Annotated in this window: 24 protein-coding genes; 12 read left to right on the top strand and 12 right to left on the bottom strand. The window is 62.7% G+C overall.

The window, feature by feature from the left end:
- The first annotated feature begins 73 nt into the window (after window positions 1-73).
- Window positions 74-844 (top strand): IclR family transcriptional regulator domain-containing protein, encoded by a 771-nt coding sequence (locus QQ992_RS15645; protein WP_286110197.1) that lies wholly within the window; start codon window positions 74-76, stop codon window positions 842-844.
- Between the two features lie 112 nt (window positions 845-956).
- Here QQ992_RS15645 and QQ992_RS15640 read toward each other — a convergent pair whose 3' ends face one another.
- From QQ992_RS15640 to QQ992_RS15605, 8 genes are all read right to left on the bottom strand, one after another.
- Complete coding sequence (locus QQ992_RS15640) at window positions 957-2,201, bottom strand: OprD family porin (RefSeq protein WP_286110196.1); 1,245 nt, start codon at window positions 2,199-2,201, stop codon at window positions 957-959.
- A gap of 194 nt (window positions 2,202-2,395) precedes the next feature.
- The gene (locus QQ992_RS15635) at window positions 2,396-3,439 is read right to left on the bottom strand and encodes a polyamine ABC transporter substrate-binding protein (protein WP_019099336.1); all 1,044 of its coding nucleotides are present in this window, start codon (window positions 3,437-3,439) and stop codon (window positions 2,396-2,398) included.
- On the bottom strand, window positions 3,436-4,572 hold the full coding sequence (locus QQ992_RS15630; protein ID WP_286110195.1) for an NAD(P)/FAD-dependent oxidoreductase: 1,137 nt from the start codon (window positions 4,570-4,572) through the stop codon (window positions 3,436-3,438). Before QQ992_RS15630 ends, QQ992_RS15635 begins: the two co-directional genes overlap by 4 nt.
- Window positions 4,569-5,927, bottom strand: a complete 1,359-nt coding sequence (locus QQ992_RS15625; protein ID WP_286110194.1) for an FAD/NAD(P)-dependent oxidoreductase — start codon at window positions 5,925-5,927, stop codon at window positions 4,569-4,571. The genes QQ992_RS15630 and QQ992_RS15625 overlap by 4 nt, the downstream gene beginning before the upstream one ends.
- Entirely contained in the window at window positions 5,924-6,214 is a 291-nt protein-coding gene (locus QQ992_RS15620; RefSeq protein ID WP_060499212.1) for a (2Fe-2S)-binding protein, read from the bottom strand. Before QQ992_RS15620 ends, QQ992_RS15625 begins: the two co-directional genes overlap by 4 nt.
- Window positions 6,215-6,228: 14 nt before the next feature.
- Window positions 6,229-7,023 (bottom strand): ABC transporter permease, encoded by a 795-nt coding sequence (locus QQ992_RS15615; protein ID WP_016714351.1) that lies wholly within the window; start codon window positions 7,021-7,023, stop codon window positions 6,229-6,231.
- Window positions 7,024-7,027: 4 nt separating this feature from the next.
- On the bottom strand, window positions 7,028-7,897 hold the full coding sequence (locus QQ992_RS15610) for an ABC transporter permease (RefSeq protein WP_019099339.1): 870 nt from the start codon (window positions 7,895-7,897) through the stop codon (window positions 7,028-7,030).
- Window positions 7,894-8,913 (bottom strand): ABC transporter ATP-binding protein, encoded by a 1,020-nt coding sequence (locus QQ992_RS15605; RefSeq protein WP_286110193.1) that lies wholly within the window; start codon window positions 8,911-8,913, stop codon window positions 7,894-7,896. Before QQ992_RS15605 ends, QQ992_RS15610 begins: the two co-directional genes overlap by 4 nt.
- Before the next feature lie 249 nt (window positions 8,914-9,162).
- Here QQ992_RS15605 and QQ992_RS15600 point away from each other — a divergent pair, with 249 nt between their 5' ends.
- Complete coding sequence (locus QQ992_RS15600; RefSeq protein WP_025753220.1) at window positions 9,163-9,990, top strand: IclR family transcriptional regulator; 828 nt, start codon at window positions 9,163-9,165, stop codon at window positions 9,988-9,990.
- 3 nt (window positions 9,991-9,993) lie between these two features.
- On the opposite strand, the gene QQ992_RS15595 is transcribed toward QQ992_RS15600, so the two are convergent.
- Window positions 9,994-11,847 (bottom strand): ABC transporter ATP-binding protein, encoded by a 1,854-nt coding sequence (locus QQ992_RS15595; RefSeq protein ID WP_286110192.1) that lies wholly within the window; start codon window positions 11,845-11,847, stop codon window positions 9,994-9,996.
- Between the two features lie 207 nt (window positions 11,848-12,054).
- On the opposite strand from QQ992_RS15595, the gene QQ992_RS15590 reads away from it, so the two are divergent.
- Both QQ992_RS15590 and QQ992_RS15585 read left to right on the top strand, forming a co-directional pair.
- Window positions 12,055-12,948, top strand: a complete 894-nt coding sequence (locus QQ992_RS15590; protein WP_286110191.1) for a dihydrodipicolinate synthase family protein — start codon at window positions 12,055-12,057, stop codon at window positions 12,946-12,948.
- 89 nt (window positions 12,949-13,037) lie between these two features.
- On the top strand, window positions 13,038-13,988 hold the full coding sequence (locus tag QQ992_RS15585; protein ID WP_286110190.1) for a LysR family transcriptional regulator: 951 nt from the start codon (window positions 13,038-13,040) through the stop codon (window positions 13,986-13,988).
- Between the two features lie 52 nt (window positions 13,989-14,040).
- On the opposite strand, the gene QQ992_RS15580 is transcribed toward QQ992_RS15585, so the two are convergent.
- A complete protein-coding gene (locus QQ992_RS15580; protein WP_286110189.1) occupies window positions 14,041-14,292 on the bottom strand; it encodes a hypothetical protein in 252 nt (83 codons plus the stop codon).
- Window positions 14,293-14,579: 287 nt separating this feature from the next.
- Here QQ992_RS15580 and QQ992_RS15575 point away from each other — a divergent pair, with 287 nt between their 5' ends.
- From QQ992_RS15575 to QQ992_RS15545, 7 genes are all read left to right on the top strand, one after another.
- Entirely contained in the window at window positions 14,580-15,911 is a 1,332-nt protein-coding gene (locus QQ992_RS15575) for an MFS transporter (RefSeq protein WP_286110188.1), read from the top strand.
- A 366-nt stretch (window positions 15,912-16,277) separates the two neighbouring features.
- A complete protein-coding gene (gene dapA, locus QQ992_RS15570; RefSeq protein WP_286110187.1) occupies window positions 16,278-17,144 on the top strand; it encodes a 4-hydroxy-tetrahydrodipicolinate synthase in 867 nt (288 codons plus the stop codon).
- 186 nt (window positions 17,145-17,330) lie between these two features.
- Window positions 17,331-18,374, top strand: coding sequence for an aliphatic amidase (locus tag QQ992_RS15565; protein WP_286110186.1), 1,044 nt, complete (start codon window positions 17,331-17,333; stop codon window positions 18,372-18,374).
- Between the two features lie 54 nt (window positions 18,375-18,428).
- Window positions 18,429-19,550, top strand: coding sequence for an AAA family ATPase (locus QQ992_RS15560; RefSeq protein ID WP_286110185.1), 1,122 nt, complete (start codon window positions 18,429-18,431; stop codon window positions 19,548-19,550).
- A 21-nt stretch (window positions 19,551-19,571) separates the two neighbouring features.
- Window positions 19,572-20,729, top strand: coding sequence for a transporter substrate-binding domain-containing protein (locus tag QQ992_RS15555; RefSeq protein ID WP_286110184.1), 1,158 nt, complete (start codon window positions 19,572-19,574; stop codon window positions 20,727-20,729).
- A complete protein-coding gene (locus QQ992_RS15550; RefSeq protein WP_286110183.1) occupies window positions 20,726-21,310 on the top strand; it encodes an ANTAR domain-containing response regulator in 585 nt (194 codons plus the stop codon). Before QQ992_RS15555 ends, QQ992_RS15550 begins: the two co-directional genes overlap by 4 nt.
- A gap of 12 nt (window positions 21,311-21,322) precedes the next feature.
- Complete coding sequence (locus tag QQ992_RS15545) at window positions 21,323-21,835, top strand: AmiS/UreI family transporter (protein ID WP_286110182.1); 513 nt, start codon at window positions 21,323-21,325, stop codon at window positions 21,833-21,835.
- Between the two features lie 132 nt (window positions 21,836-21,967).
- On the opposite strand, the gene QQ992_RS15540 is transcribed toward QQ992_RS15545, so the two are convergent.
- Window positions 21,968-22,201, bottom strand: coding sequence for a hypothetical protein (locus QQ992_RS15540; protein WP_105948622.1), 234 nt, complete (start codon window positions 22,199-22,201; stop codon window positions 21,968-21,970).
- Window positions 22,202-22,660: 459 nt separating this feature from the next.
- Here QQ992_RS15540 and QQ992_RS15535 point away from each other — a divergent pair, with 459 nt between their 5' ends.
- A complete protein-coding gene (locus tag QQ992_RS15535) occupies window positions 22,661-24,484 on the top strand; it encodes an ATP-binding response regulator (protein WP_286110181.1) in 1,824 nt (607 codons plus the stop codon).
- On the opposite strand, the gene QQ992_RS15530 is transcribed toward QQ992_RS15535, so the two are convergent.
- Window positions 24,412-25,182 (bottom strand): response regulator, encoded by a 771-nt coding sequence (locus QQ992_RS15530; protein WP_286110180.1) that lies wholly within the window; start codon window positions 25,180-25,182, stop codon window positions 24,412-24,414. The genes QQ992_RS15535 and QQ992_RS15530 overlap by 73 nt on opposite strands.
- Window positions 25,183-25,417: the final 235 nt, after the last annotated feature.

Genomic DNA, 25,417 nt, shown 5'->3' with positions numbered 1-25,417 from the left:
GTGCGATAATCGCAGTCATGTTCCGGTTATCGCGGTAATCGGCTGTTTTTCTCCCTGCTAGCGAGTTGAAGGCATGAACACCCCCGCCATTCACCCCCGTGACCTGATTGCCGGCTTGCAGAAAGGCCTGGCCCTGATGCAACTGTTCAGCGCCGAGCAGCCACGCCTGAGCGTGCCGCAGGCGGCCAGGCTGTCTGGCCTTACGCCCAGCGCCGCCCGGCGCTTTCTACTGACTTTGGTGCATGAGGGCTTTGCCGAAACCGACAGCCGCGAGTACTGGCTGACGCCCAAGGCGTTGCGCCTTGGCCAGGCGTATGTCGACTCGGCGCAACTGCCGCGCATGCTGCGGCCGATTGTCGAGCAGGTGGCGCGGCAAACCCAGGAGCATGTATCAGTGGGCACCCGCGATGGTGACGAGATCATCCACTTGGTGCGCAGCCGCTACAGCCACGTGGCGTCGTTGTCGATCAGGCCAGGCTCGCGGGTGCCGATGTATTGCACGGCGGGGGGGCGGATATGGCTGGCCTGGCTGGATGAACACGAGCGGGATGACTACTTTGCACGCAACCCACTGCGGGCACTGACGCCTTATACACAGGCTGACCGTGGGCTGCTGGAGGCGGAGTTGCTGCGGGTGAAAACGCAGGGCTTTTGCATGGTCGACCAGGAATATGAGATGGGGATGCGTGTGTTGGGGGTACCGCTGCTGGATCGGGCCGGGCAGTTGAAAGCAACGCTCACCATCACGACCCATGCTTCGCGCCTGAGCGTGGATGAAATTCGGCTGCGGTATCTGCCGACGCTGTATGAGGCGCAGGCGTTGTTGCAGCCAGTGATGGCTTGAGGCGGCATGGCTGGGGAATTGCGTTGCCTTCTTCCCGGGCAAGCCCGCTCCCACAGGTATCGTGCAGGGTGCCGGGCTTGCACAATCCTTTAGGAGCGGGCAGTACATGCCCTTAGAAAATATTGAGCGGATACTCGGTAATCACCCGTACTTCATCAATCTGGCCACCTCGCTCCGAGCTACGGTAGCTGGCCTGCCGCACCCGGAACGACAAGTCCTTGGCTACGCCGGCCTGCACCACATAGCGCACTTCAACGTCACGCTCCCAGGCCTTGCCGTCCAGGTCGCCGCCGGTGCCGCTCTTGAAGTCGGTACCTTTCACATAGCGGGTCATGAAGCTCAGCCCTGGTACGCCATAAGCGGCCATGTTCAGGTCGTAACGGGCCTGCCAGGACTTTTCGTTCTCGTAGTCGAAGTCCGAGTACTGCACCGAGTTGGCAAAGTTGTAGACCGCGTTGCCGTCTGGCCCGTACACGTAGTCGCCGGTACCGGACACCTTCTGGTAGGCCAGGGTGAAGGCATGAGCGCCCAGCGTCCAGGTACCGCCCAGGCTCCAGATGCGGTTGTCCAGGTCGCCACTGCGGGCCTGGCCGATGCTTTGCGTGTCGTAGGCGTTGAAGTCGAACTTCAGCGACTGGGCGGAACCCAGCGGCAACAGGTAGCGGGTGTTCACGTAGTACTTGCGAAAGTGCTCGGCAGTTTTGGCGTAGTACAGGCTGCTGGAGAGCCGCTCATTGAACGTGTACACCCCGCCCAGGTAGTCCACGGCGGTCATGCGCCCGCTGTCGCGGGATGACTGGTTGCGGTTGGTCAGGCCGGTGAAGTGCCCCGCGTCCAACTGCAGATTGCGGATTTCCTTGCTGGTGAGCGAGAAGCCGTCGACGGTTTCCGGCAGCAGGCGGCTGTCGGAGGTGGCCAGCACAGGCACTGCCATTACCTGCGTGCCGTATTTGAGCACGGTGTTGGACGCGCGCATTTTCAGCACTGCGCCGGCTTTGCTCATGTCTTGCTTGGCGCCATGGCTGTCCTGCTCCAGCAAGCCCGTACCGCCCCCCGTGCGGCCGTCACCCGTGTCGAGCTTGAAGGCGTACTGGCCGATCAGGTCGATGCCAAAGCCGACGGAGCCTTGGGTGAAGCCGGACTGAAAGGTACCGACAAAGCCCTGGGCCCATTCCTCGCCGTAGTTTTGCCGTGCGCCGCTGGCGCGGTTGTCACGCTGCATGTACATGTTGCGTGCCTTGACAGACAGCTTGCTGCCTTCGATGAAACCTGCCGATTCGGACTGCTCGCTGGCCTGCAGCAAGGGGCTGGCAGACGCCAGCAAAAGGGCGGTGACGCCGAGTGTGTTGATGCTCATTTCATGCTCCGTTTGCTTGTTCTAGTTAGGTGGCAGCGTGATGCAAGGGGTGCCTGAGCCGTTTTGCAGGCGTGCAGAAGCCCTGTCCGCGCCTGTGCAGGGCAGAGCATTCGTACGTTTACAGAGGGCTCAAGCGGGTGGTGCGCCCGCCGACCGGCACCCGAGGTGCCGACAGCGGGCCAGGTGGCCTCGGCCTATCGCTCGATCTGGCGATTCCAGCGGGCGTTCCATTCCGGACGTTGGGTGTTGACCTGGTCCCAGTCGATGGTCACGGCCGTTTGCAGGTAGGTCTGCATGGCCTCGACCTGACCACGGGTCTTGTCGCTGGTCGGGGTGTTGGGGTTGGACGGGATCTGGTCACCCAGCTCCAGAGCCGGTGCCTGCGCTTCGGGGCTCAGCAGGAATTCGGCGAGCTTTTGCGCAAGCTCCGGCTGGTCGTTGTTGGCGGTGACGCATTCGGCCTGGTTGAGCACCACGGCGCCTTCCTTGGGCGCTGCGTACTCCACCGGGATGCCTTTGAGCTTCAGTGCCGTCACCTGGGTGGGGGTGAGCGGGAACAGCGCGGCTTCGTCGGTTTGCACCATTTCCGAGAGCTTGGCCGAGTTGGGGATGTACTCCAGCACGTTCGGGCCAACGTTCTGCTTCCAGGCAGCGAAGCCCGGGTTGACGTCGGTATCGGTGCCGCCGTGCAGGCGGTTGTACATCAGGAAACCGTGCAGGCCGAAAGTGGACGAGGCCATCGACTGGAACACCACCTTGTCTTTGAAGCGCGGGTCGGCCAGGTCATTCCACGAGGTGGGTGCGGCCCAGCCCTTTTCCTTGAACAGGCGGCTGTTGTAGGCCAGCCCGGTTACCCCCAGGCTGACGGCGGCGGCCTTGTCCTTGATCAGGGCCTTTTCCGGCAGCTGGGCCAGGGTCGGGTTTGGCTTGAGCGTGCTGCACAGCCCCATGCCAATGGCGCGGTACATGATGCCGTCATCCAGCACCATCACATGGATCGACGGCTTGTTCGGTGTAGCCTGGACCTTGGCCAGGATGTCGGCCGACGTACCGGGCACGATCACCACCTTTACATCGTTGGCCTTCTCGAACCGGGGCAGGATGTTGTCGCTGAACAGCCGTTCCATGGTGCCGCCGTTCATGCCCAGGTACAGCGTGGGTTGGGCCATGGCGGGCAGGCAGGCGAACAGGCCGGGCACGGTGCAGAACAGGGCGAGCAAACGTTGCTTGTGCGTCATGACAGGTTTTCCTTGTGGTGGTGGTTGGGCTGAAAACGGTGGATGGAAAAGGCCGCGAGGCTGATGGCGGGTGCGCCCTGCAGGATGCATTGCGCCAGTGCTTCACCCGCCGCCGGGCCAATCTGGAAACCCGCGCCGGCAAAGCCGAAGCCGTGCAGCAGGCCGGGTTGGTGCAGGCTGGGGCCAAGCACCGGTTCGTCGTCGGGCAGGTAGCCTTCGGTGCCGCTCCAGGTGCGGATGGCCTGGGCGCCGGCCAGGGCCGGGTACAGTTCGGTGGCGTTGCGCAATATGTCGAGCACGGCGGCCTGGCCCGGGCGTGCGGTGGTCGGGGTCAGGGCAAAGCCGCGCCCGCCGCCGAGCACGCAGTTGCCGCGCGCTACCTGGCGGGCGTAGATACCGCCGCCTTCGACCCCGGTGCTGGCGGTCATGAACAGCGGCAGCGGCTCGGTGACCAGCATGGCCGGGTGGGCGGCGGTGAGAGGCACCGGTTCGCCGAACTGTTCGGCCAGCTGCGCCGACCAGGCGCCGGCGCAGTTCAACAGCCAGGGTGCCTCGAAGCACTGGCCGTTGCTGGTGTGCACGCTGAAGCGCTGGCCGTCGTGGTCCACATCAAGCACCTTGCACTGCTCGTGCACCTCGGCACCGCTGTGCCGGGCCGCCTGGGCGAACGCCGGCGATACAAGGCGAGGGTTGGCGTGGCCATCCTCGGGGCAATACGAGGCACCGACGGCGATGTCGCCCACCCAGGGGAAGCGCTGGCGCAGCTCGCGGCGCTCCAGCAGTTGCAGGCGCAGGTCAAAGGCCTGGGTACGGCGTGCATAGGCCTTCAGGGCATCGAAATCGGTTTCGCTACGGGCCAGCTTCAGGTGGCCGCTGCGGGCGTACTCGCCGTCGATGCCGATCCATTCGCGCAGCTGCCCCCAGATGGCATGGGCGCGCATCGACAACGGCAGCTGGGCCAGCGAGCGTCCCTGACGGCGCACGCCGCCGTAGTTCACCCCGCTGGAATGCGAGCCGCAGAAGTCGCGCTCCAGCAGCGCCACGTGCTGGCCAGCACGGGCCAGGGTCAAGGCAGCGCTGCTGCCGACGATGCCGCCACCGACGATGATGGCGTCCACTTCAAGCAGCCTCATGGCTTTATCTCCAGACCAAAGGGCAGCGGCTTGACCGGTGCCTGGCCGCGCAAGCGCCCGACCTGATCAAGGGGCCGACCGCTTTCGCAGGCGATCAGCTCGGCGGCAGCGGCGCCGCACACACGGCCTTGGCAGCGGCCCATGCCGACCCGGCACATGGCCTTGACCCGGTTGATTTCCCAGTGCCCGGCGCGCACGGTAGCGCGGATTTCCCCGGCGCTGACCTGCTCGCAACGGCACACGGTCAGCTGGTCGGAGGCTTGGCTGGCCCATTGTTCGGGGAACGGGAAGGCTTGCTCCAGGCCCTGACGAAAGCGCTGCAACGTGGCCAAGCGCTTTTCCAGCTGCCGCTGGCGTTGCGGGTTGCCAGGTTTGCCGAGGTCGGCCAGCAGCGTCAGGGCTGCCAGTTCGCCGGTCATCTCCGCACCATCGGCACCCAGAATGCCGGCACCGTCGCCCGCCAGGTACACGCCGGGGCTGCTGGCGCGGCCCTGGGGGTCACGTACCGGTAGCCAGGCGCGGTTGAGGGTGTTCCAGGCAAACTCGCAGCCCAGCAGGTCGGCCAGCTGGGTTTCGCTGCGCAGGGCGTGGGCGAAGGCCACGGCGTCGCAGGGCAGTTGATGCTGCTGACCGTTGAGTGACCAGCGAACGCCGCTGGCGCGTTGTTCGCCGTCAATGCCGAGCAGGGTTACGCCCTGGTGCACCGGTATGCCTTTGCGGGCAAGCCAGGTGCGGTAGTAAAGGCCTTTGGCAAAGGTGCCCGGCTGCAGCAGCAGGCGTGGCAGGGCACGTACCTGGGCGCTGAACGGCGAGGTGTCGAGCACTGCGCTGACCGTGGCGCCGGCTTTGGCGTACTGATAGGCCACCAGGTACAACAGCGGCCCACTGCCTGCCAGCACCACCCGCTCGCCGATGGCGCAGCCCTGGAACTTCAGGGCAATCTGTGCGGCGCCCAAGGTATAGACCCCAGGCAAGGTCCAGCCGGGGATCGGCAACACGCGGTCGGTGGCGCCGGTGGCGACAATCACCCGGTCGAACGCGAGGCGGTCGGCCAACTCACCCTGCTGCAAGGTGTCCAGCACCTGCTGCTCGGCGTTCCACACCAAGGTATCCGGGCGGTAGTCGAGTTGCCCGCGCAGTTGCTCAAGGGTGGTGTGCACGGATTGCGCCTTGCCGGCCTCGAAGCCGTACAACGCGTTGGCCGACCGGTGAAAGTTGGCCGGCTGCTGGCGGTAGATCTGCCCACCACCGCGGCTGGCTTCGTCCAGCAGCACCGGGCGCACGCCATGGGCCACCAGGGTTTGCGCGGCGCGGATGCCGGCGGGGCCGGCACCGATGATCACGATTGCAGTCATGGCCGGCGCCCCGGGTCGCGGGTGATGCACTGGCCGGCTTCCAGAAAGGTCGAGCAGGCGCGCACCCGGCGCCCATCCTGCAGGCGTACCCAACAGTCCTGGCAGGCGCCCATCAGGCAGAAACCGGCGCGCGGCTCGGCGTTGAAGTCGCTGCCGCGCAGGTGCGTGGCGTTGGTCAGGATGGCGGTCAGCAGGGTGTCGCCGTTCATGCCCTGGGCTGGCTGGCCGTCGAGCAAAAAGGGCAGCGGCTCGCGGTCGTGCTCGGCCACGCGCTTGAACAGGGGCATCGGGGCATTCCTTGTCATTGCTTGCCCACCAGTACGCGGTCCAGGCCGTAAACCCGGTCCAGGGCGACCATGGTCAGGGCGGTGACGGCGATCACCAGCGCCGAAACGGCGGCCATCATCGGGTCGATCGATTCGGTGGCGTATACGTACATGCGCACGGGCAGGGTCTGTGTGGCGGGTGAGGTGACGAAGATCGACAGCGTGACTTCGTCGAAGCTGTTGATGAACGCCAGCAGCCAGCCACCGGCCACCCCTGGCAAGATCATCGGCAGCGTCACTTTGCAGAACAGCGTGACCCGGCCTGCGCCCAGGCTCTGTGCGGCCTGCTCGGCGCTGCGGTCGATGCCAATGGCGGCAGCCAGCACCAGGCGCAGCACGTAGGGGGTAATCACCACCACATGGGCGAATACCAGCCAGGCGAAGCTGCCATTGACCCCAAGCAAGGCGAACAGCCGCAGCAGGGCCACACCCAGCACCAGGTGCGGGATGATGATGGGTGACAGCAGCAGGCCGTTGACAAAGCCCTGGCCCGGGAAGCTGTAGCGGGTCAGCGCCAGGCCTGCGGGCACGGCGATCAGGGTGGCCAGCGAGGCCGCTAGGGCGGCGAGTTTCAGGCTGTTGTAGAACGCGTCAAGGAAGTCGGCGCGCTCGAACACGGCGCTGAACCAGCGCAGCGAGAAGCCGGCGGTGGGCAGGCTCAGGGTGTTTTCCGGGGTGAATGCCACCAGGCACACCACCACCAGCGGGGCGAGCATGAACAGCATCACCAGGGCGTGAAAAGACAGGGCCAGCGGGCCGTTACGGGTCATGGGTTCAAACTCCAAGTGCGCGTTTGTAGCGGCGTTCCACCAGCCGGTTCCAGCTGAGCATCACCAGCAGGTTGATCAGCAGCAGGGCGACCGCGATGGTGGCGCCCATCGGCCAGTTCAGTTCGGCCAGGTACTGGTCGTAAATCATGGTGGCGACCATCTTCAGTCGGCGCCCGCCCAGCAGGCCGGGGATGGCGAACGAGCTGGCCGCCAGGCCGAACACGATCAGCGTGCCCGACAGCACGCCGGGCATGATCTGTGGCAGCACGATGCGACGGAACACCGTCCACTGGCTGGCGCCCAGCGACAGTGCAGCTTGCTCGGCGGCCGGGTCGAGCTTTTGCAGCGAGGTCCATACCGGGATGATCATGAACGGCAGCATCACGTGGACCAGGCCGATGATCACCGCAAACGGGGTGTACAGCAGCTTGACCGGCTGCCCGCCGAGGGCGCTGATACCTTGGTTGATCAGGCCGTCAGAGCCCAGCAGCAGGCTCCAGCCGAAGGCGCGCACCACCACCGAAATCAGCAGCGGGGTCAGCACCAGGATCAGAAAAATCGAGCGCCACGGCGCGCCCATGCGGCTAAGCACCATGGCCTCGGGGATGCCGATCAGCACGCACAGCAAGGTGACCAGGGCGCTGATCCAGAAGGTGCGGAAGAAAATCTCGTAGTAATAGGTGTCGGTCACCAGGCTCAGGTAATGGCTGAGGGTGTACTGGCCGGCCTGGATGCCGCTGGTGTAGTCGAACGCGTTGAACGACAGCAGCACGGTCAACCCCAGCGGCATCACCAGCAAGGCCAGGAACAACAGCAGGGCTGGGCTGCTCAGGCCGTAGCCCCAGGCGTTGTTGCGCAGTTTTGCCGTACTCATGCCGCCACCTCGGCCGCGTTCAGCACCCGCAGCAGGGCATCGTTCCAGTCCAGGCCAACCGGTGCACCTTCGTCCAGCGGCGCGCTGCCATCGTTGGCGCGGACCACGGCCAGGTTGCCCAGGGCAGTATCAACGCGGTACAGCCACTGGCTGCCGAGGAAGTAGCGGCAGCTGATGCGCCCTGCCAGTTTGCCGCTGCCCGCCGGGCCGAGGCTGATCTTTTCCGGGCGCAGGCTGAGGGTCAGCGGCCCCTGGGGCGCTGCCTGCGGTTGGCCGCCGGGGCCGGCGACGCCACGCAGGCGGTTGGCCTTGCCGACAAAGTCGGAAATGAACGGCGTGCCCGGGTGTTCGTAGAGGCGGTAAGGGTCATCGACCTGGGTGATGCGCCCGGCTTCCATCACCACCACTCGGTCGCTGATCGACAAGGCTTCGGCCTGGTCGTGGGTGACCATCAGCGTGGTAATGCCGACTTCATGCTGGATACGGCAGATTTCGAACTGCATTTCTTCGCGCAGGTGTGCGTCCAGGTTGGACAGCGGCTCGTCCAGCAGCAGCACGGGCGGTTCGATCACCAGCGCGCGGGCCAGTGCCACACGCTGGCGCTGGCCGCCGGACAATTCCCGTGGGTAGCGGTCGGCATGCTTGTCCAGGCGCACCAGCGCCAGCGCCTGGTCGACGCGGCGGGCGATGTCGGCATTGGCCACCTTGCGCATGCGCAGGCCAAAGGCAACGTTGTCGCGCACGGTCATGTGCGGGAACAGCGCGTAGCTCTGGAACACCACGCCCAGGCCGCGGCTGGCTGGTTTGGCGTGGGTGATGTCGCGGCCATCGAGCACGATGCGCCCACTGGTGACCTCGACGAAGCCGGCAATCATCTGCAGGGTGGTGGTCTTGCCGCAGCCGGAAGGGCCGAGCAGGGAGACAAACTCGCCTTTTTCAATGGCCAGTGACGAACTGGCCACGGCCTCCGTGGCGCCATAGCGCTTGCAGAGTTTGTCGATCAACAGAAAGGTCATGGCTGTGCTCCATCGCAAACGGAACCGGGGTAAACCGGCAGTTTCAGGGTGGGCAGAGCGCCAGCGGCGAAAAGCAATGCTTTTACGGACGTTGGCGCTCGCTTCTGTGGCGGCGGCCGATGTTGTGATATCGCCCTATGGACCGGAGAGTAGGGCAATGATTAGGATGGCGACAAAGGGTAATTTCACTGAGTGACAGCTATTTTGAAATTATTCCACTCAATGAAATTTGAAGGGGTTTAGCGAAAAATGGATTCCGATAAACGAAATGAGCAGGCCAGGGAAGTGGGCGTCAGTGCCGTGTCCCGTTTGTTCGCCGTGTTGCGTGCGCTGGGTGACTGCGGTGGCGAGGGCGAGAAGGTCAGCCAGCTGGCCCAGCGGGTTGGCCTGGCACAGCCCACCACACACCGGTTACTGCGCAGCCTGATCGAAGAAGGCATGGTCGACCAGTGTGCGACCAGCAAGCGCTACCGCCTGAGCCTGGATTTCTTTGCCCTGGCGGCCAAGGCCGGGCAGGCCGGCAATTTGCGCGATGTGGTGCGCCCCAGCCTGCTGCGGCTGTCGGCTTCGCTGGGTGATTCGCTGTTTCTGCTGGCACGTTCGGGGTTTGACGCCGTGTGCCTGGACCGCAGCGAAGGGCCTTACCCGATCCGCACCTTTACCGGCGACATCGGCGGCCGTGTGGCCTTGGGCGTGGGGCAGGGCAGCCTGGCGATCCTGGCCTTTCTGCCGGAAGAGGAACGTGACGAGGTGATCCGTTACAACCTGCCGCGGCTGAAGGACTTTCACCATTACGACGAAGTGCTGCTGCGTGCCGAAATCGACAATGTGCGCAGCCTGGGGTATGCCGGGCGCAATACCGGGGTACTCGACGGTATGGCCGGCCTGGCTGTGCCGATTCTCGACCGCAACGGCCACGCTGTGGCTGCGCTGAGCGTGGCGACCATCAGCGACCGCCTTGGGCCTAACCGCATGCCGACTGTGGTGGCTTTGCTCAAGCGCGAGGCGGCGGCGATCGGCGAACGGGTCAACCCGTTCGACCCGGTGCTGCGCCGCCCCTCGCATGTGTTTGGCTAAGGCCTATTCCACCGCCTCGGCCACACCTTGGTCCTCACCCAGAAACCCGCCGCTCTGGTGTTGCCATAGCCGGGCATAGGTGCCCTTTTTCGCCAGCAACTCAGCGTGGGTACCTTGCTCGATGATGCGGCCTTCATCCATCACGATCAGCCGGTCCATGGCCGCAATCGTCGACAGCCGGTGGGCGATGGCGATGACGGTCTTGCCTTGCATCATTTCATCCAGGCTTTCCTGAATGGCCACTTCCACCTCCGAGTCCAGCGCGCTGGTGGCTTCGTCCAGCAGCAGGATCGGCGCGTTCTTCAGCATCACCCGGGCAATGGCGATGCGCTGGCGCTGGCCGCCGGACAGCTTGATACCGCGTTCACCCACCAAGGTGTCGTAGCCACTGCGGCCTTGGCGGTCACTGAGCTGGCTGATGAACCCATCGGCCTGGGCATTGGCCGCAGCAGCGCGGATCTGCGCTTCGGTGGCATCCGGGCGGCCGTAGGCGATGTTGTCGCGGATGGAGCGGTGTAGCAGTGAGGTGTCCTGTGTGACCATGCCGATGGCGCTGCGCAGGCTGTCCTGGGTGACCTTGGCGACGTCCTGCCCATCAATGCGGATGACCCCGCTGTCCACGTCATAGAAGCGCAGCAGCAAGTTGATCAAGGTGGATTTGCCTGCGCCGGAGCGGCCGACCAGCCCGACCTTTTCGCCTGGGCGAATGTGCAGGCTCAGGTCGTTCAGCACTTGGCGCTCGCCGTTGTAGTTGAAGCTGACCTTGTCGAACGTTACTGCGCCGCCCTGTGTCACCAGTTCGCCTGCATCGGTTGCATCCTGCACCTTGGGGCCGCGGGTGAGGGTGGCCATGCCGTCCTGCACGGTGCCGATGCTTTCGAACAACGAGGTCATCTGCCACATGATCCAGTGCGACATCCCGTTGATACGCAAGGCCATGGCGGTGATCGCCGCGACTGCACCGGTGCCGACCTGGCCCTGGTGCCACAGCCACAGCGCGTAGCCGCCGGCGCCGAAGATCAAGCCCACCACCAGCGCCTGGTTGACGATTTCGAACTGGCTGACCAGGCGCATCTGGCGAAAGCCGGTCTGCTTGAAGTCCTCCATGGCCGCACGGGCGAAGTGCGCTTCGCGCCTGGAGTGCGAGAACAGCTTTACCGTCGTGATGTTGGTGTAGGCATCGGAAACCCGCCCGGTCATCGACGACCGCGCGTTGGCCTGTTCCTGCCCGACCTTGCCCAGGCGTGGCACGAAGTACAGCATGGCCAGCCCGAACAGCGCCAGCCAGGCAATGAACGGCAGCATCAGCTTCAGTGCAAAACCACCCGCCAGGGCGATGATTGCAATGAAGTACACGCCGATACCGGGCAGTATTTCGATGACGGTGAACAGTACCTCGCGTACCGCCAAGGCTGTCTGCATCACCTTGGTGGTGACCCGGCCCGAAAACTCGTCAGAGAAGAACGACAAGCTCTGGCGCAGCATCAGCCGGTGAAAGTCCCAGCGCAACCGCAGCGGCAAGTTGATCGCCAGCACTTGGTGCTGAACCATGGTACGCATTGCCACCAGCCCGATGCTGGCCACCAGGACGATTCCGATGCCCCACAGCACACGGCGTTCCTCAGCACCTACGGCGCCCCCGGCCTGCCAGCTTGAGAGCAGGTCGACCACCTGGCCGAGGAAGGCAAACAGCCAGGCTTCGTAAACCGACACCCCGGCACTGAGCAGGGCCAAGGCAAGGATGTAGCCGCGGGCGCCCCGGGTGCAGGCCCACATGAAACGCAGCAGGCCCACCGGTGGCGGTGGTACTTCGTCAGGGGGGAAGGGGTCGAGCCAGCGTTCAAAAACACGAAACATGTGGGTCTCCGCAAATCAGGTTTTGCTTACCGGGTAACCATACCGCACATCCAGGCATTCGCCTGCGGGTATAACCTTTTCTCATCAAGTCATCGCCCGAAATGTCGCTGTATGCACGGTGAGCCAGACTTTAGCCTTTTGCACAGAGCCGCAGCACGCTCGATGCCTGGCTGGAACGTCCAGCTGAAAACAAAAAGGAGTTACCTGATGTCTGCATTCACGTTTTCCGGCGTAAACCTGGCCATCACCACCCCGTTCGATGCACAGGGCAAGATCGACTTTGCGCGGTTCGAAAGCCTGATCGAACGTTACATCGCCGCAGGCGTGCAGGGTTTTGTGCTCAGTTCCGGGACCGGGATGCATGTGTACCTGAGCAAGGAGGAATCGAAGGCTCTGGTGGCCTTTGGTGCCAAGGTCATCAACGGCCGCGCCCGTGTCATCGCGCAGACTTCCGCGCTGCTGGTCGAGGAGGTGGTCGAGCGCACACGGCACGCCAAGGACTGTGGTGCAGACGGCGTGATGGTGCTGCCACCGTTCTTCGAAGGCCCCACCGACGACCAGGGCATTGTCGATTTCTACGCGAGCGTGTCCCAGGCCGGCCTGCCGATCATTGGCTACAACGTGCCTCAGGCCGTTGGCGTCGAGGTGACGCCGTCGCTGTTCAACAAGCTGTGCCAGATCCCCAACTTCGTGTCGGTCAAAGACAGCAGTGGCGACCTGGCGGCTCAGGCCTCGTTGTCACGCACTGGCCTGCCGACCATGAATGGCGCAGACCCGCTGGTGCCCTATGCACTGTTTGCCGGTGCTGCAGGTTTGATTTGGGGTGGTGCGAACATGGCGCCGAGGACCTGTGTTGCCGTGGCGAATGCGGCCAGTGAAGGCAGCTGGGCCGAGGTGCAGCAGATCTGGAAAAGCCTGGCACCGGTCATGTCGCTGATCTGGCAGGGTGATTATGTGCAGTCGGTTTATGCCGGTGCGCACATCATGGGGTATGACGCGGGCAACCCGCGCCGCCCTCTGGCGCGTCTGGCCGAAGCGAAACTGGGCGCACTGCGTGAGGCACTGGCCCCGTTGATCGAACAGGAAGCAGCGGGGTCTTGAACGCTTTTGTGGGCAAACCTGGGCGTGTCTTTTTTGTATCATTGACCAGCAGCGAACACCCTCCGTTTTCTGATTAAGTGGTGTAGTCAGTGGTCAAGCACACAGAGCCCGATCAGGCGCTGATTCAAATTCCATCTCTGCGGGCCGTCAAGGCGTTCGTTGCGGCGGCCAAGTACCTCAACTTCACCCGCGCGGCGGAGTCGTTGTGTGTCACCCAGGCTGCCGTCAGCAAGCAGATCCGCGAGTTGGAAAGTTTCATGGGCGCGGAGCTGTTCGTCCGCAACGGGCGTGCGGTGCAGCTCACGCCCGAGGGCGCCTTGTTTTTCGATGCAGTGCAGTTGTCACTCAGCAACATCGCCCAGGTCTCCAGCCGCATACGCCGGCAACACAAGGGCAAGCGGGTGGTGACAGTGTGCTGCACGCCGGCTTTTTCAGGGCTTTGGTTGACGCCCCGGCTGCCGGCGTTTCTGGCCGCGAACCCGGACATTGACCTGAACCTTGTCATCACGCAGAACTTCGTCAACATGGAGCCCGGCGTGCAGCCGGATATCTTCATCAACAAACTGTCGAAGATACGGGAAGGGTACAGCAGCCATCTGCTGGCTCACGATGTCATCTACCCGATCTGCAGCCCGGCCTTCCTGGCCAGCCACCCTGACGCCGTCACGCTGGAGGGCATCTGCAACAGTTCGCTGTTGAACCTCAGCCCCTACGGTCGCTCGCAGATTGCCGAGCATGTGGACTGGCACGTGTGGTTCGAGTACCACAACGTCGACTTGAGTGCGCGGGCGGTGGCGGGCGCACAGCTTTTGCATTCCAACGACTATGGTTCGCTGGTACAGCTGGCGATCATGGGGCAGGGGGTTGCCTTGGGATGGCATTACCTGGTGGACCCGCTCATTGAACAAGGCGTTCTGGTGCGTCCGGTGGCGCACGAACTGGTGCATAAGGACAGCCAGCACTTCCTCACATTCAACGAGCAGAAAAAGGACGACAGCGCCTGTTGCCGTGTGCGGGACTGGATCTTGTCGACGTTCTGATCACATACGCCTCATGCGCTTGCATGTCGTAAATGGGCATAAAATCGCACCTTTAAGGCATGCGCGGATATTTGCCATGCAGGGGGTGCCCCTGGGCGACATCCGGCACTGCAAAAAGCCCAAAAAAAGAGCAAAAAAAGTTTGCCGCTGACAACAACAAACCCACTATTCCTAGCCCTCCACCCGCGCCAGTAAGACGCCTGATCGCGACATTGATCAGGCCTGTTTTATCTATTTTTTTCATCGCCAATCGTGCGTGGGCCTTGACACGGTTGAATGCTTTATTTCCTCGTTCGTTAACCACATGAGCTGCTGGCCGACTCTGGGTCTGGCAGCGTTGACCACTGCTGAATCCCTCGCCTATGCTGTGTCTACACATAGTAGACAATAGGTCGGTGCGCTGTTTTTTATCTGCGCAGCGGGCCTGCGAACGTGCGCGTCAATCACGATAAGCGGTTGGCGTCAGTCAGCCTGCCGACGATGCCAGTCGTGCAGGTAGCCGCCGATCTATTACTGCGATGTCTCGCTAATAAGCGAGTGCCAGACGTCTTAAGTATCCAACAATAATTAATACCACAGGGGACACGCGCGGTGACGAGCAGTACTGTTTCAATCGAAGATGTACCATTGAACCGATTCCACCAACTTATGACCCTGCGCGCCGGCGGCGGCTGGATTCTGGACGGTTATATCCTGAGTATTATCGGGGTGGTGATCGTGCAGTTTTCCGATTACCTGAAACTGGACTCTTTCTGGCAGGGCCTGGTGGCCGCGTCGGCCATGCTGGGGACCTTCTGCAGTGGCTTCCTGGGTGGCTGGCTGACCGACAAGGCCGGGCGTCGCCGGCTGTTCTTCGTCGGGCCCATCCTGTTCATCGTAGGTTCTGTGGGCACCTTCTGGGTGGAGTCGGGCTTTGCGCTGTTCGTGCTGCGCTTCCTGGTGGGTGTAGGCGTGGGCCTCGAATACCCTGTCGCAGGCTCGTTGCTGACCGAATTCCTGCCACAGAAACACCGTGGCCGCCGCCTGGCCGGGCTCACCATTTTGTGGTTTGCGGGTGCTGCATTGTCCTACATCGTGGGCAACTTCATTCTGGCGCGTGGCGGCGATGATGCCTGGCGCTGGGTGCTGGCAAGCGCCGGGGTGCTCGGTGTGCTGCTGTTCATCATCCGCCTGAAAACGCCTGAATCGCCACGTTGGCTGATGAGCAAGGGGCGCTTCGACGAAGCGGACCGCATCATCAAGCAGGTCTACGGGCCGTCGTTCTCCCTCGCCAACATGCCTGAGCAGGCAACGGAGCAAAAGGTGTCGCTGAGCGCGCTGATGCGCTCGGGCTACGGCAAGCGCATGGTGTTTGTCGCGGTGTTCTGGAGTGCCGCGGTGGTGCCGATGTTTGCGGTGTACTCCTTCGCCCCGGTGGTGCTGCAGGCACTGAACCTGAAAGGCGATTGGGCCTCGTACGGCTCGGTGCTGATCACGTTGTTGTTCGTGGTCGGTTGCATTGTCGCCACACGCATGATCGATACCTTGGGGCGGCGCCCGCTGATCATCCACAGCTTCCTGTGGTCCACCCTCGCACTGTTGGGGCTGGGCGTATTCTCCAACGGTTCGGAGGTGCTGGTACTGGTGCTGTTCGGTGCCTACGCGCTGTTTATCGGCGGGGCGCAAGTGCTGGAACTGGTGTACCCCAATGAACTGTTCCCCACCGAGATTCGCGCGTTTGCGGTGGGCATGGGGTCGTCCATGTCACGTATCGGCTCTGCTGCTGGCACGTGGCTGGTGCCCGTTTCGTTGCAGAGCATCGGCATCGGCAACACCATGCTGGTCGCTGCACTGGTTTCGCTTGCCGGGTTGATCGTGTCGGTGTGGCTGGCGCCTGAAACCCGCGGCATGAGCCTGGAGGCCGCTTCTTCGCTTGAGCGTTGAGCCTGCCCTGAGCTGCAAAAAACGCCCCTGCAGGCTTGCCTGTTGGGGCTTCGAGTTTTGCGACGCTACAGCAAGGTCGAGGGTTGACACCTCGCGTGTCGCTCCACCATTATCCAGCCTAATCCACGCAACGGGCTTTCCCCCATGTCCACATCCAACCACGCCATCTTCGCTTCGGGCTTCACTGCCCAGGCAGGCGCGTGCGTTGCCGTTGCCAAGAAATCCAAGAAACAGCCGCTCATCTGACCGAGGCGCGCTGTCTCGTCAGGTGGGCTGACGAGACAGAAGGCGCCAGGTATCCCTGCCAGACCACTTCGACTCTTCACCCTCTGACGCTGACTTTCGGTCAACATCAGGAGTTTTTGCATGTCGAATTTCCGTGGTATCTGGATCGCCCTCGTCACGCCAATGCGCGCCAATGAAATCGACTTTGCCGCCTTGGAAAAGCTGGTGAAGAAGCTGCTCGAGGACGGCGTGGCCGGTTTTGTGGTGTGCGGTACCACGGGTGAGGCGGCGGCACTGTCCAAGGCCGAGCAGCTGGCGGTGCTGGATGCGGTGCTGGCCTGGGTGGAGCCGGGCAGGGTGGTGATGGGCCTGTCGGGTTACAACCTGCGTGAGCTGCTAGCGTTTCAGGCTGAAATCCAGCAGCGTGACATTGGCGGGTTGCTAGTCCCCGCACCGTGCTACATCCGCCCTTCGCAGGCCGGTCTCGAAGCCTTCTTCGCCACTGTGGCCGATGCCGCCCGCGTGCCAGTGATCGTGTACGACATTCCCTATCGCACTGGCGTGCGCATCGAGCGTGAAACCCTGCGCCGAATCGTGCGCCACCCGCGCATTGCGGCCGTCAAGGATTGCGGCGGCGACAGCGAGACCACCCTGGCCCTGATCGAGGATGGCCATGCCCAGGTGCTGGCCGGTGAAGACCTGCAGATCTTCAACAACTTGTGCCTGGGTGGTGCCGGGGCCATTTCAGCCTCCGCACATGTGCGCGCCGACCTGTATGTGCGCATGCTACAGCAGGTCGACAGCGGTGACTGGGTGGCCGCGCGTGGCACGTTCTACCAGTTGCTGCCCTGGATCAAGCTGGCGTTTGCCGAGCCGAACCCGGCAGTGGTGAAGGCGGCGTTGCAGTTGCAAAACCTGATGGCAGACGAGCTGCGCGAACCGATGCAAGCATGCACGGATACGACCCGGGACAGGCTGCAACGCGTGCTGGGCTCACTCGGCGCCTGAAGAGGCAGCGGCTGTTGCCGGGTTGACAAGCCGCCACACCCGGCATATACCGTTGGTTGTCAGGAGCTGCGCATCAATGGCGATGCCGCTGCCTCCACCCCGAACCCCAAAGAGCAAATGAGCTCTCTCCGCATGCGGAGAGGGCTTTTTGTCGTCCCTGAAAAATAACAACAAGAGGTGTTCAACATGCGTCATGGTGATATTTCCAGCAGCAACGACACCGTCGGTGTGGCCGTGGTCAACTACAAGATGCCGCGCCTGCATACCCGCGATGAAGTGCTCGAAAACGCCAGGAAGATCGCCGACATCATTGTCGGCATGAAGCAGGGATTGCCGGGCATGGACCTGGTGATTTTCCCGGAGTACAGCCTGCAGGGCATCATGTACGACCCGGCAGAAATGATGGAAACCGCCGTGGCCGTGCCCGGCGTGGAAACCGAAGTGTTCGCCCAGGCCTGCCGCAAGGCCAATGTCTGGGGCGTGTTCTCGCTGACCGGCGAGCGCCATGAAGAGCACCCGCGCAAGTCGCCCTACAACACCCTGGTGCTGATCGACAACAACGGCGAGATCGTGCAGAAGTACCGCAAGATCATCCCTTGGTGTCCGATCGAAGGCTGGTACCCGGGCGGCCAGACCTACGTTGCCGATGGCCCCAAGGGCCTGAAAATCAGCATGATCATCTGCGATGACGGCAACTACCCGGAAATCTGGCGCGACTGCGCCATGAAAGGCGCCGAGCTGATCGTGCGCTGCCAGGGCTACATGTACCCGGCCAAGGACCAGCAGGTGCTGATGGCCAAGGCCATGGCCTGGGCCAACAACTGCTACGTGGCAGTGGCCAACGCCGCCGGCTTCGATGGTGTGTATTCCTACTTCGGCCACTCGGCGATCATCGGCTTCGATGGCCGCACCCTGGGCGAGTGCGGTGAAGAGGAAATGGGCATTCAGTACGCTCAGCTGTCGATCTCGCAGATTCGCGATGCACGGCAAAACGACCAGTCGCAAAACCACCTGTACAAGATTCTGCACCGCGGTTACAGCGGCATGCATTTGTCCGGCGACGGTGACCGTGGCATCGCCGAATGCCCGTTCGACTTCTACCGCACCTGGGTGCTGGATGCCGAGAAGGCCCGCGAAAATGTCGAGGCCATTACCCGGCGCACCTCCGGGGTGGCGCAGTGCCCGGTTGGCAGCCTTCCCTACGACGCGAAGGAAAAGGAAGCCCGCTAAAGGGCGTGCCCGGCGTGCCTGCGGGCACGCTGTTTCACCGTTGAGGGGAAGACCATGCCGTTCTTGAACGACCTGCTGGAGCAGACGCGCCGCGACGCGTCCTCCAGCGCTGCACTGAATGCCGAAAACTGCCACACGCGGACAATCGTCGAAACCCACCTGCGTAGCGAAGACACCCTGCAGTCGCGATTCCGCTTCGATGTCGCCGCTATCATGCAGGTGTTACGCAGCGAAGTACTGGGCCAGGACGAAGCCCTGCAGGCCATCGAAGATGTGCTCACGGTGGTGCGTGCGGATATTCTCGACCCGCGCCGGCCATTGTTCACGGCGTTGTTCCTTGGCCCGACCGGGGTTGGCAAGACCGAGATCGTGCGCGCCCTGGCCCGCGCACTGCACGGTGATGCCGATGCCTTCTGCCGGGTCGACATGAACACGCTGGCCCAGGAGCATTACGCCGCTGCCCTGACCGGTGCGCCGCCGGGCTATGCTGGCGCCAAGGAGGGCCGCACGCTGTTCGACCAGGCGCTGCTGGACGGCAGCCAGGGGCGCCCGGGGATCGTGCTGCTCGATGAGCTGGAAAAGGCCAGCAAGGAGGTGTCCCAGGCGCTGCTCAATGTGTTCGACAATGGCTTGCTGCGCTTGGCTTCCGGGGAAAAGAGCTTCAATTTCCGCAATACCCTGGTGTTCATGACCAGCAACCTGGCGGCAGACGAAATACGCCAGCACCGGCTTGGCCCGCTGGCATCGCTGCGGCGTTTGCTGGGGCAGCGGGCAGGGCAACGGGAGCGTTTGCTGGCCCTTGTGCGGCGACGCCTGGTGAAGCGTTTTTCTGCCGAGTTCGTCAACCGCATCGACAGCACCGTGGTGTTCAACGCCATCGAACAGGAAGTGAGTGAGCGCATCGTGGAGCTTGAAGTGTCGCGCCTGAACCGGCGTCTGGCCAAGCATCACTGCCGCCTGCAACTGGATGCGGCAGTGGTCGGCAAGCTGGCCAGCGAAGGGCATGACGTGGAGTTCGGCGCCCGCGCACTCAAGCGGTTCATTCGCCACGAACTGGAGGTGCCGCTGGCCGAGTACCTGCTCGGCAACCGTATCCCCTGCCGGGCCGAAGTGGCCTGCATCACGGTGGCCGGACACCTCGAACGCGGGCGTATCCGTTTTTCGGTGCCTACATGATGGCTGCCACAGGACAGTGTGATGAGTAGACAAGACAGGCAATTGAAGGTGGGCTTGCTGTTCGCCGAAAGCGGCGTTACCGCAGCCATCGAGCGCTCGCAGCGCTGCGGCGCGTTGCTGGCAGCAGAGCAGGTGAACCGCGAAGGCGGTGTGCTTGGCCAGCCGGTGCTGACCCTGGTCGGTGACCCCGGGGGCGACCCGGACCGGTACCGCAACCTGTGCGACGACTACGTGCGCAACCACGGCGTGCGGCTGATGCTCGGCTGTTACATGTCGCATACCCGTAAAGCCGTGATGCCGGTGGTCGAGCGCGCGGATGGCTTGCTGTTCTATCCCACGCCTTACGAGGGTTTCGAGTACTCGCCCAACATCATCTATGGCGGGCCGGCACCCAACCAGAACAGCGCGCCGCTGGCGGCCTACCTGACCCGCCATTATGGCGCCAGGGTCGCCTTCGTCGGCTCGGACTACATCTACCCACGGGAAAGCAACCACGTCATGCGCCACCTGTACAAGCAGCATGGCGGCGAAGTGGTGGAGGAGGCTTACATGCCACTGTACCCCTCGGCCGATGACCTGGCCCAGGTGGTGGAGCGGGTGGTTCGCGCTGCCCCGGATGTGGTGTTCTCGACCGTGGTCGGTACGGGTACGGCAAGTTTCTATCAGGCATTGGCGCAGCGTTACGGTAATGGTCCTCGGCCGCCCATTGCCAGCCTGACCACCAGTGAGGCCGAAATCGCCGAGATGGGCGCCAAGGTGGCCTGTGGCAACATCGTCGTGGCGCCGTATTTCACCAGCGTCGACTTGCCACAAAGCCACGCGTTCGTCAGCGAGTGTCGGGCGTTTTTCCCGGCTGATGTGCGCATCACCGCCTGGGCCGAGGCAGCCTACAGCCAGATGCGCATGTTGTGCCAGGCGGTGAATGCCACCGAAAGCCTTGAGGTGGAGGTGATCCGCAATCACCTGTACCACGCGAGCCTGGACAGCCCCCAGGGCAGGGTGCATGTGGAGCAGCAGAACAACCATTCGCACCTGTTCGCGCGCATAGGCGAGATCGATGCGAGCGGGCAGATCTGCATCAAATGGCAGTCGCCTGTGGCTATCCGCCCCGACCCCTATGTGGTGGTGCACAACCTCGATGACTGGACGGCGAGCATGGCGGGAGGCGGCCCCTCATGAGCACCTCGAATATTCTGAATACGCTGCGTGAGCTGCATGTAGGCATTGTTTGCCCGCCCAGTGAAATCACCGATGCCCTGGTGTTGCAACTGATGCGCATCGGTTGTTCGGTGAAGCAGCACTGGCCACCGCCCAAGGCGTTCGACACCCACACCGACCTGGTGTTTTGCGGGGTATTCGAAGGGCGCCACCATGGCGAACTGGGCAAGCTGCTGGCGCAGGGCGGGGTTCGCCTGACCGCTGTCGCGCTGGTGGAGTACGAAAGCCCGACCATCCTCTCGCAGATTCTGGAGCTGGGGTGCCATGGCGTGATCGTGCTGCCGCTGGACAGCCACAAGGTACTGCCGGCGCTGGTGTGCGCCAGAAGCAATAGTGAAGCCCACGCCCGTTTGATGCAGAAGAACGCCCAGTTGCAGGAGCGCCTGGAACACCAGGCCGACATCAACAAGGCCAAGGTCCTGCTGATGGCGGCTCAGGGCTGGCAGGAGCCTGAAGCCCATGCCTTCTTGTCGAAAGAGGCAATGAAACAGCGGTTGTCGATGTTGGAAATGGCAAGAAAAACCCTAAAACAATTCGAATGAGAAGAGGTTGCCATGTTGTACGGACTGGTTCTGCTGTATGTGGGTGCGGTGTTGTTCATCAACAGCATCTGGCTGATGGGGCGTATCACCGACCGTGAAGTGGCGGTGATCAACCTGTTTGTCGGGTCGCTCAGCCTGTTGGTGGCGGTCTACCTGATTTTTGTGGTGGGCGCGGCCGAAGGCATCAAGGCGGGCGCCTTGACCATCCTGTTCGCCTTTACCTACCTGTGGGTGGCCGCCAACCAGTTGTTGCAGGTCGATGGCCGCGGGTTGGGCTGGTTTTGCCTGTTCGTCAGCGTGACGGCGCTGGTGGTGACAGTCAGCTCCATCCCGGGCGCCGAGGGCCTGATGAAGGTGTGGGATGTGCTGAACTGGGCCGCGTGGACGGTGTTGTGGTTCAGCTTTTTCCTGTTGTTGGCCTTGGCCAGGAAAATCCAGCGGCTGGTGGCGGTGATGACCCTGGTGTGCGCGATCTTCACCGCCTGGGTGCCTGGGTTGCTGATCCTGTGGCAGCAGATGGGCTAAGGGCAACACGACCGCTCTGAAAACGGGCCCGATCCCTGTAGGCGCGGGCATGCCCGCGAAACATCCAGCTTGGTGTATGGCACCGGGGTTGCGGGTGTTCGCGGGTAAACCCGCGCCTACAGGTCTCAGCCTTCAGAAGCCCTTGCGTACCGCTGTTTGAGCATCGGCCCTTTGCTGTGCTTGCCTGGCTTGCACCTGGGCGATCTGCTGTTTCTGTGCTGCTGCGTCATTGCCCCACAGCCGAGCCTGCTCGGCCAGGAAGTTCTGCTTGAACTGTTGAGCCCGCATGGACCCGTCTTCAGCGTGAACCGCGCCGGCCAGGCCAAGCAGCATGCTGCCTATCGCGATGGTATTTATCAGTTTCATGATGCACCTCGATGATCGCCCGCTTGTTTGGGCTACGGTCTGGCCACTTGGGCGCAGTGGGCCATGCCAGGTCCGGTTCAGCAGCCGCGCGTGTCATGCCGGGTTGCACGAATGCTGGCTTCGATGGCGGGTTGGTCGGCAGGTGCTTTACTTTCAATGTTGGTGTTCATGATGCCTGCTCCCGCTGTTTCGAAGTTGACGTGTTTCGATGGGTTCAGCTTCTCACCGAAGACAGATTCGGAAAATACAACGGCAGTAGTGCAACTTGGGTGGTGCTACAGGTGTGGTGCAACAGCTGTAGTATCAGCAGCGTGAGTGGCCAACATGACCAGATGGCAAGAGTTTCAAGAGGCAGCAGTTGAACTTTTCGGCCTGCCGCAGCCATTCGCCAATGCGCAGGATGAACAGGGTTTTCTCGCGACTCAGGCCGCAGAAAACCTTCGAAGACGGCGCTTGTTCATGTTTGTTGCGATTGCCGTTTGGGCCGGTTTCGGCTATTGGGATTATTACCACTACATCCGCCATGAACAGGCGCTTTCGCGCATGGACTTTTACTGGATTCTGCTATGGCGGCTGGCCGGTACCCTGGCGGTCGCCACGGCAACCTGGGTATCACTCACCACGCGCTTTGATAACGAGCGCTGGGTGAATGGAACCGTGGTGATTACGGTGTGCTTCGCCCAGACATGCCTGGTGGCGATGATACAAATTGTCCCTGCACCGTTGAATTACAATTATTATTTTGTCGGTATTGTCCTGGTTATCTTCTTTCAGCACGGGACCTTGGCACTGTTGGCACGCTATTCCTTGTTCAGTACAGGCTATTGCGTGCTGCTGCTTTGCGTGCAGGAAGTCATGACGGATGCGTTACATGTCAACTTTTTTCCCGCCATGTTTTATTTGCTGGCGTTTGCACTGGTGGGTTGGACCATCAGTGTGCGTGCCGAGAAAGTTGCGCGAGAGGGGTATCTCAAGTCCTTGGCGTTGAACAGGAAGAACGAAAGCCTTGAACAGGCCAACTTTCGCGTCCACCGCGAGAAACAGAAAGCGGACGATGCCCTGAAGGCCTTGTTTGACCAGGAAGCAAAAAAAGCCGTGGAAATCCGCGAAAAGGCCGAAGCCAGCACACGCTTCGTTCGTGCGGCCTACCACGACACCATGCAACCCTTGGCCTCGATTGCCTCCCTGGCGTACGCGGGCGAGCGTATGGTCGAGCAGGGCCAGCATCAGCGCCTGCAGGAGATTTTCCACGATATCGACGTGTCAGGCCGGGAGATCAGCACCCTGTTCGCTGGCCTGCGGGAGGTGTTCACCAGTGGTGAATCGCAGCCGGCCATCGAGCCGTTTTCCCTGAACGCGCTGATGAGCGAGCTCGAATCCCTGCATCAGCCGCTGGCGCAAGCCAAGGGCCTGCGCCTGAAACTGCTGCAACGCAGGCAGGACGCCGTGCTCAATTCTGACCGGGCGATTTTCAAGCGTGTGCTGGGTAATCTGATCTCGAATGCCGTCAAGTACACCGAGTGCGGCGGCGTGGTGGTTGGCAGCGTGGCGGGCAGAACCACCGTGCGCATCGATGTGGTCGATACAGGCGTTGGCATCCCCGATGCGTTCAAAAGCAAGGTTTTCGAGGCGTTCTTCCAGGTCGATAACCCTGACCATGACGCCCGACGCGGTTTGGGGTTGGGGCTGTCGATCGTGAAGAACTTCATCGACCGGCTACCGGGGCACCGGCTGAGCTTCAGCAGCCGCCCTGGGCGCGGCAGCCGTTTTTCGGTCGACTGCCCGTTGTTCCAGGGTGACGTGCTGCCGACGGACGTCGATGCGCCAACGCAGCAGGTCAATGGCCAACGCGTAGACATCACCGGTGCCTATGTACTGCTGGTCGATGACGACAAGCGTATCCTCGACAGCTTGTCGAAGTCGCTGAGCCTGCAGGGCGCCATTGTCGCCACGGCCGAGGACCGAAGCACCTTACAGGAAGCACTGGAGCGGGCGCCGGATCGTTACCCGGACTTGCTCATCTGCGATTACAAACTGCGCGATGGCCTGATTGGCATGGCGCTGATCGACCATGTCCGGGCGTTCTACGACTGGGCCCATGTGCCGGCGATCCTCTACACCGCCGAGCTGCTGCGTCAGCCGCTGCTGGACGACTGCCTGTCACAGGCGGTCAGCAAAGGCGAAAGCGCGGCCACCTTGATGGCGGCCGTTCAGCTGCTGTTGTCACGCGGGCGGCTGGCCAACGCTGGCGAGGCGGGTGAAGACAGCACCCCCAGCACTTGACCCGTCTTGGCGAACAGGCCTTGCAGGCCATACAGGTCGATTACCCCGAACTTGCCATAGAGCTTGCTCAGGTACTGGCGCACATTGACCGGGTTGATCTCCAGGATCGCCGCAATCTTCCACGGCGCATTGCCTTGCAGCGCCAGGCGCAGGATGTCGAATTCGCGCGGTGTCACGCCCAGGTCCTTGGGGCCGAGCGGGGTAGCGGGTTGCACGTGGAGCGAGGAGGAGGGGGCCTGGCCGCCTTTGCCGATCGCCTCGCTGGGCAGGTAGACCCCGCCGCTGAGCGCGCGGTTGATGGCCTCCAGCATCACTTCATGGGCACTGGCCTTGGGCACGAACGACGAAGCGCCACGGCGCATCACCTCATCCACGAAGCGCCGCTCCGACTCCGCTGACATCACGATCACCGGAGCCGTCACGCACTTGGCAGGGTCGGGGTCGACCGGCGCCTCGCGGCTGGACTTGAACAGCGACAGCAAGCTGAGGCCGTTGTCGGGCGTGAGGTCGTTGCTGGTGGCCGAGGTAGGGATGCACAGGTCGAGGAAGATCACGTCGAATGCCTGGCTACGCACCAGCTCCAGGGCTTCTGCGGTACACGAGGCTTCCAGCACCTGGGCGTCGTGGTGCACGGCCTGGATAAGGCTCTTGACCCCGGCCCTGAGGATGCCGTGATCGTCGATCAGCAGAATGCGCATCAGCCGGCTCCGGGTGGGGGATGTGCATGCAGTATTGCCGAGAATGGCGCAGGTGTACCTACTACGGCTGTAGTGGGTGTGGTCGGGCGTTTTCGTCAGGCGCCTGGCCCGGTTTGGTGATCTTCGCCGTCATGGTCGGGGCGCGCTTACGGGCTCAATCGGTAGGGCTAATCCCTTGGATGGAAGAGATGGAAGCTGGTATCAACCGAGCTGCCATGAGACATTGGAAGTCAGG

It is taken from the genome of Pseudomonas kurunegalensis (genome assembly GCF_030291635.1).
Taxonomy (GTDB): Bacteria; Pseudomonadota; Gammaproteobacteria; order Pseudomonadales; family Pseudomonadaceae; genus Aquipseudomonas; species Aquipseudomonas monteilii.
Note: the sequence above shows the minus strand (reverse complement) of the source record. Positions and strands in the feature narration are given on the sequence as shown.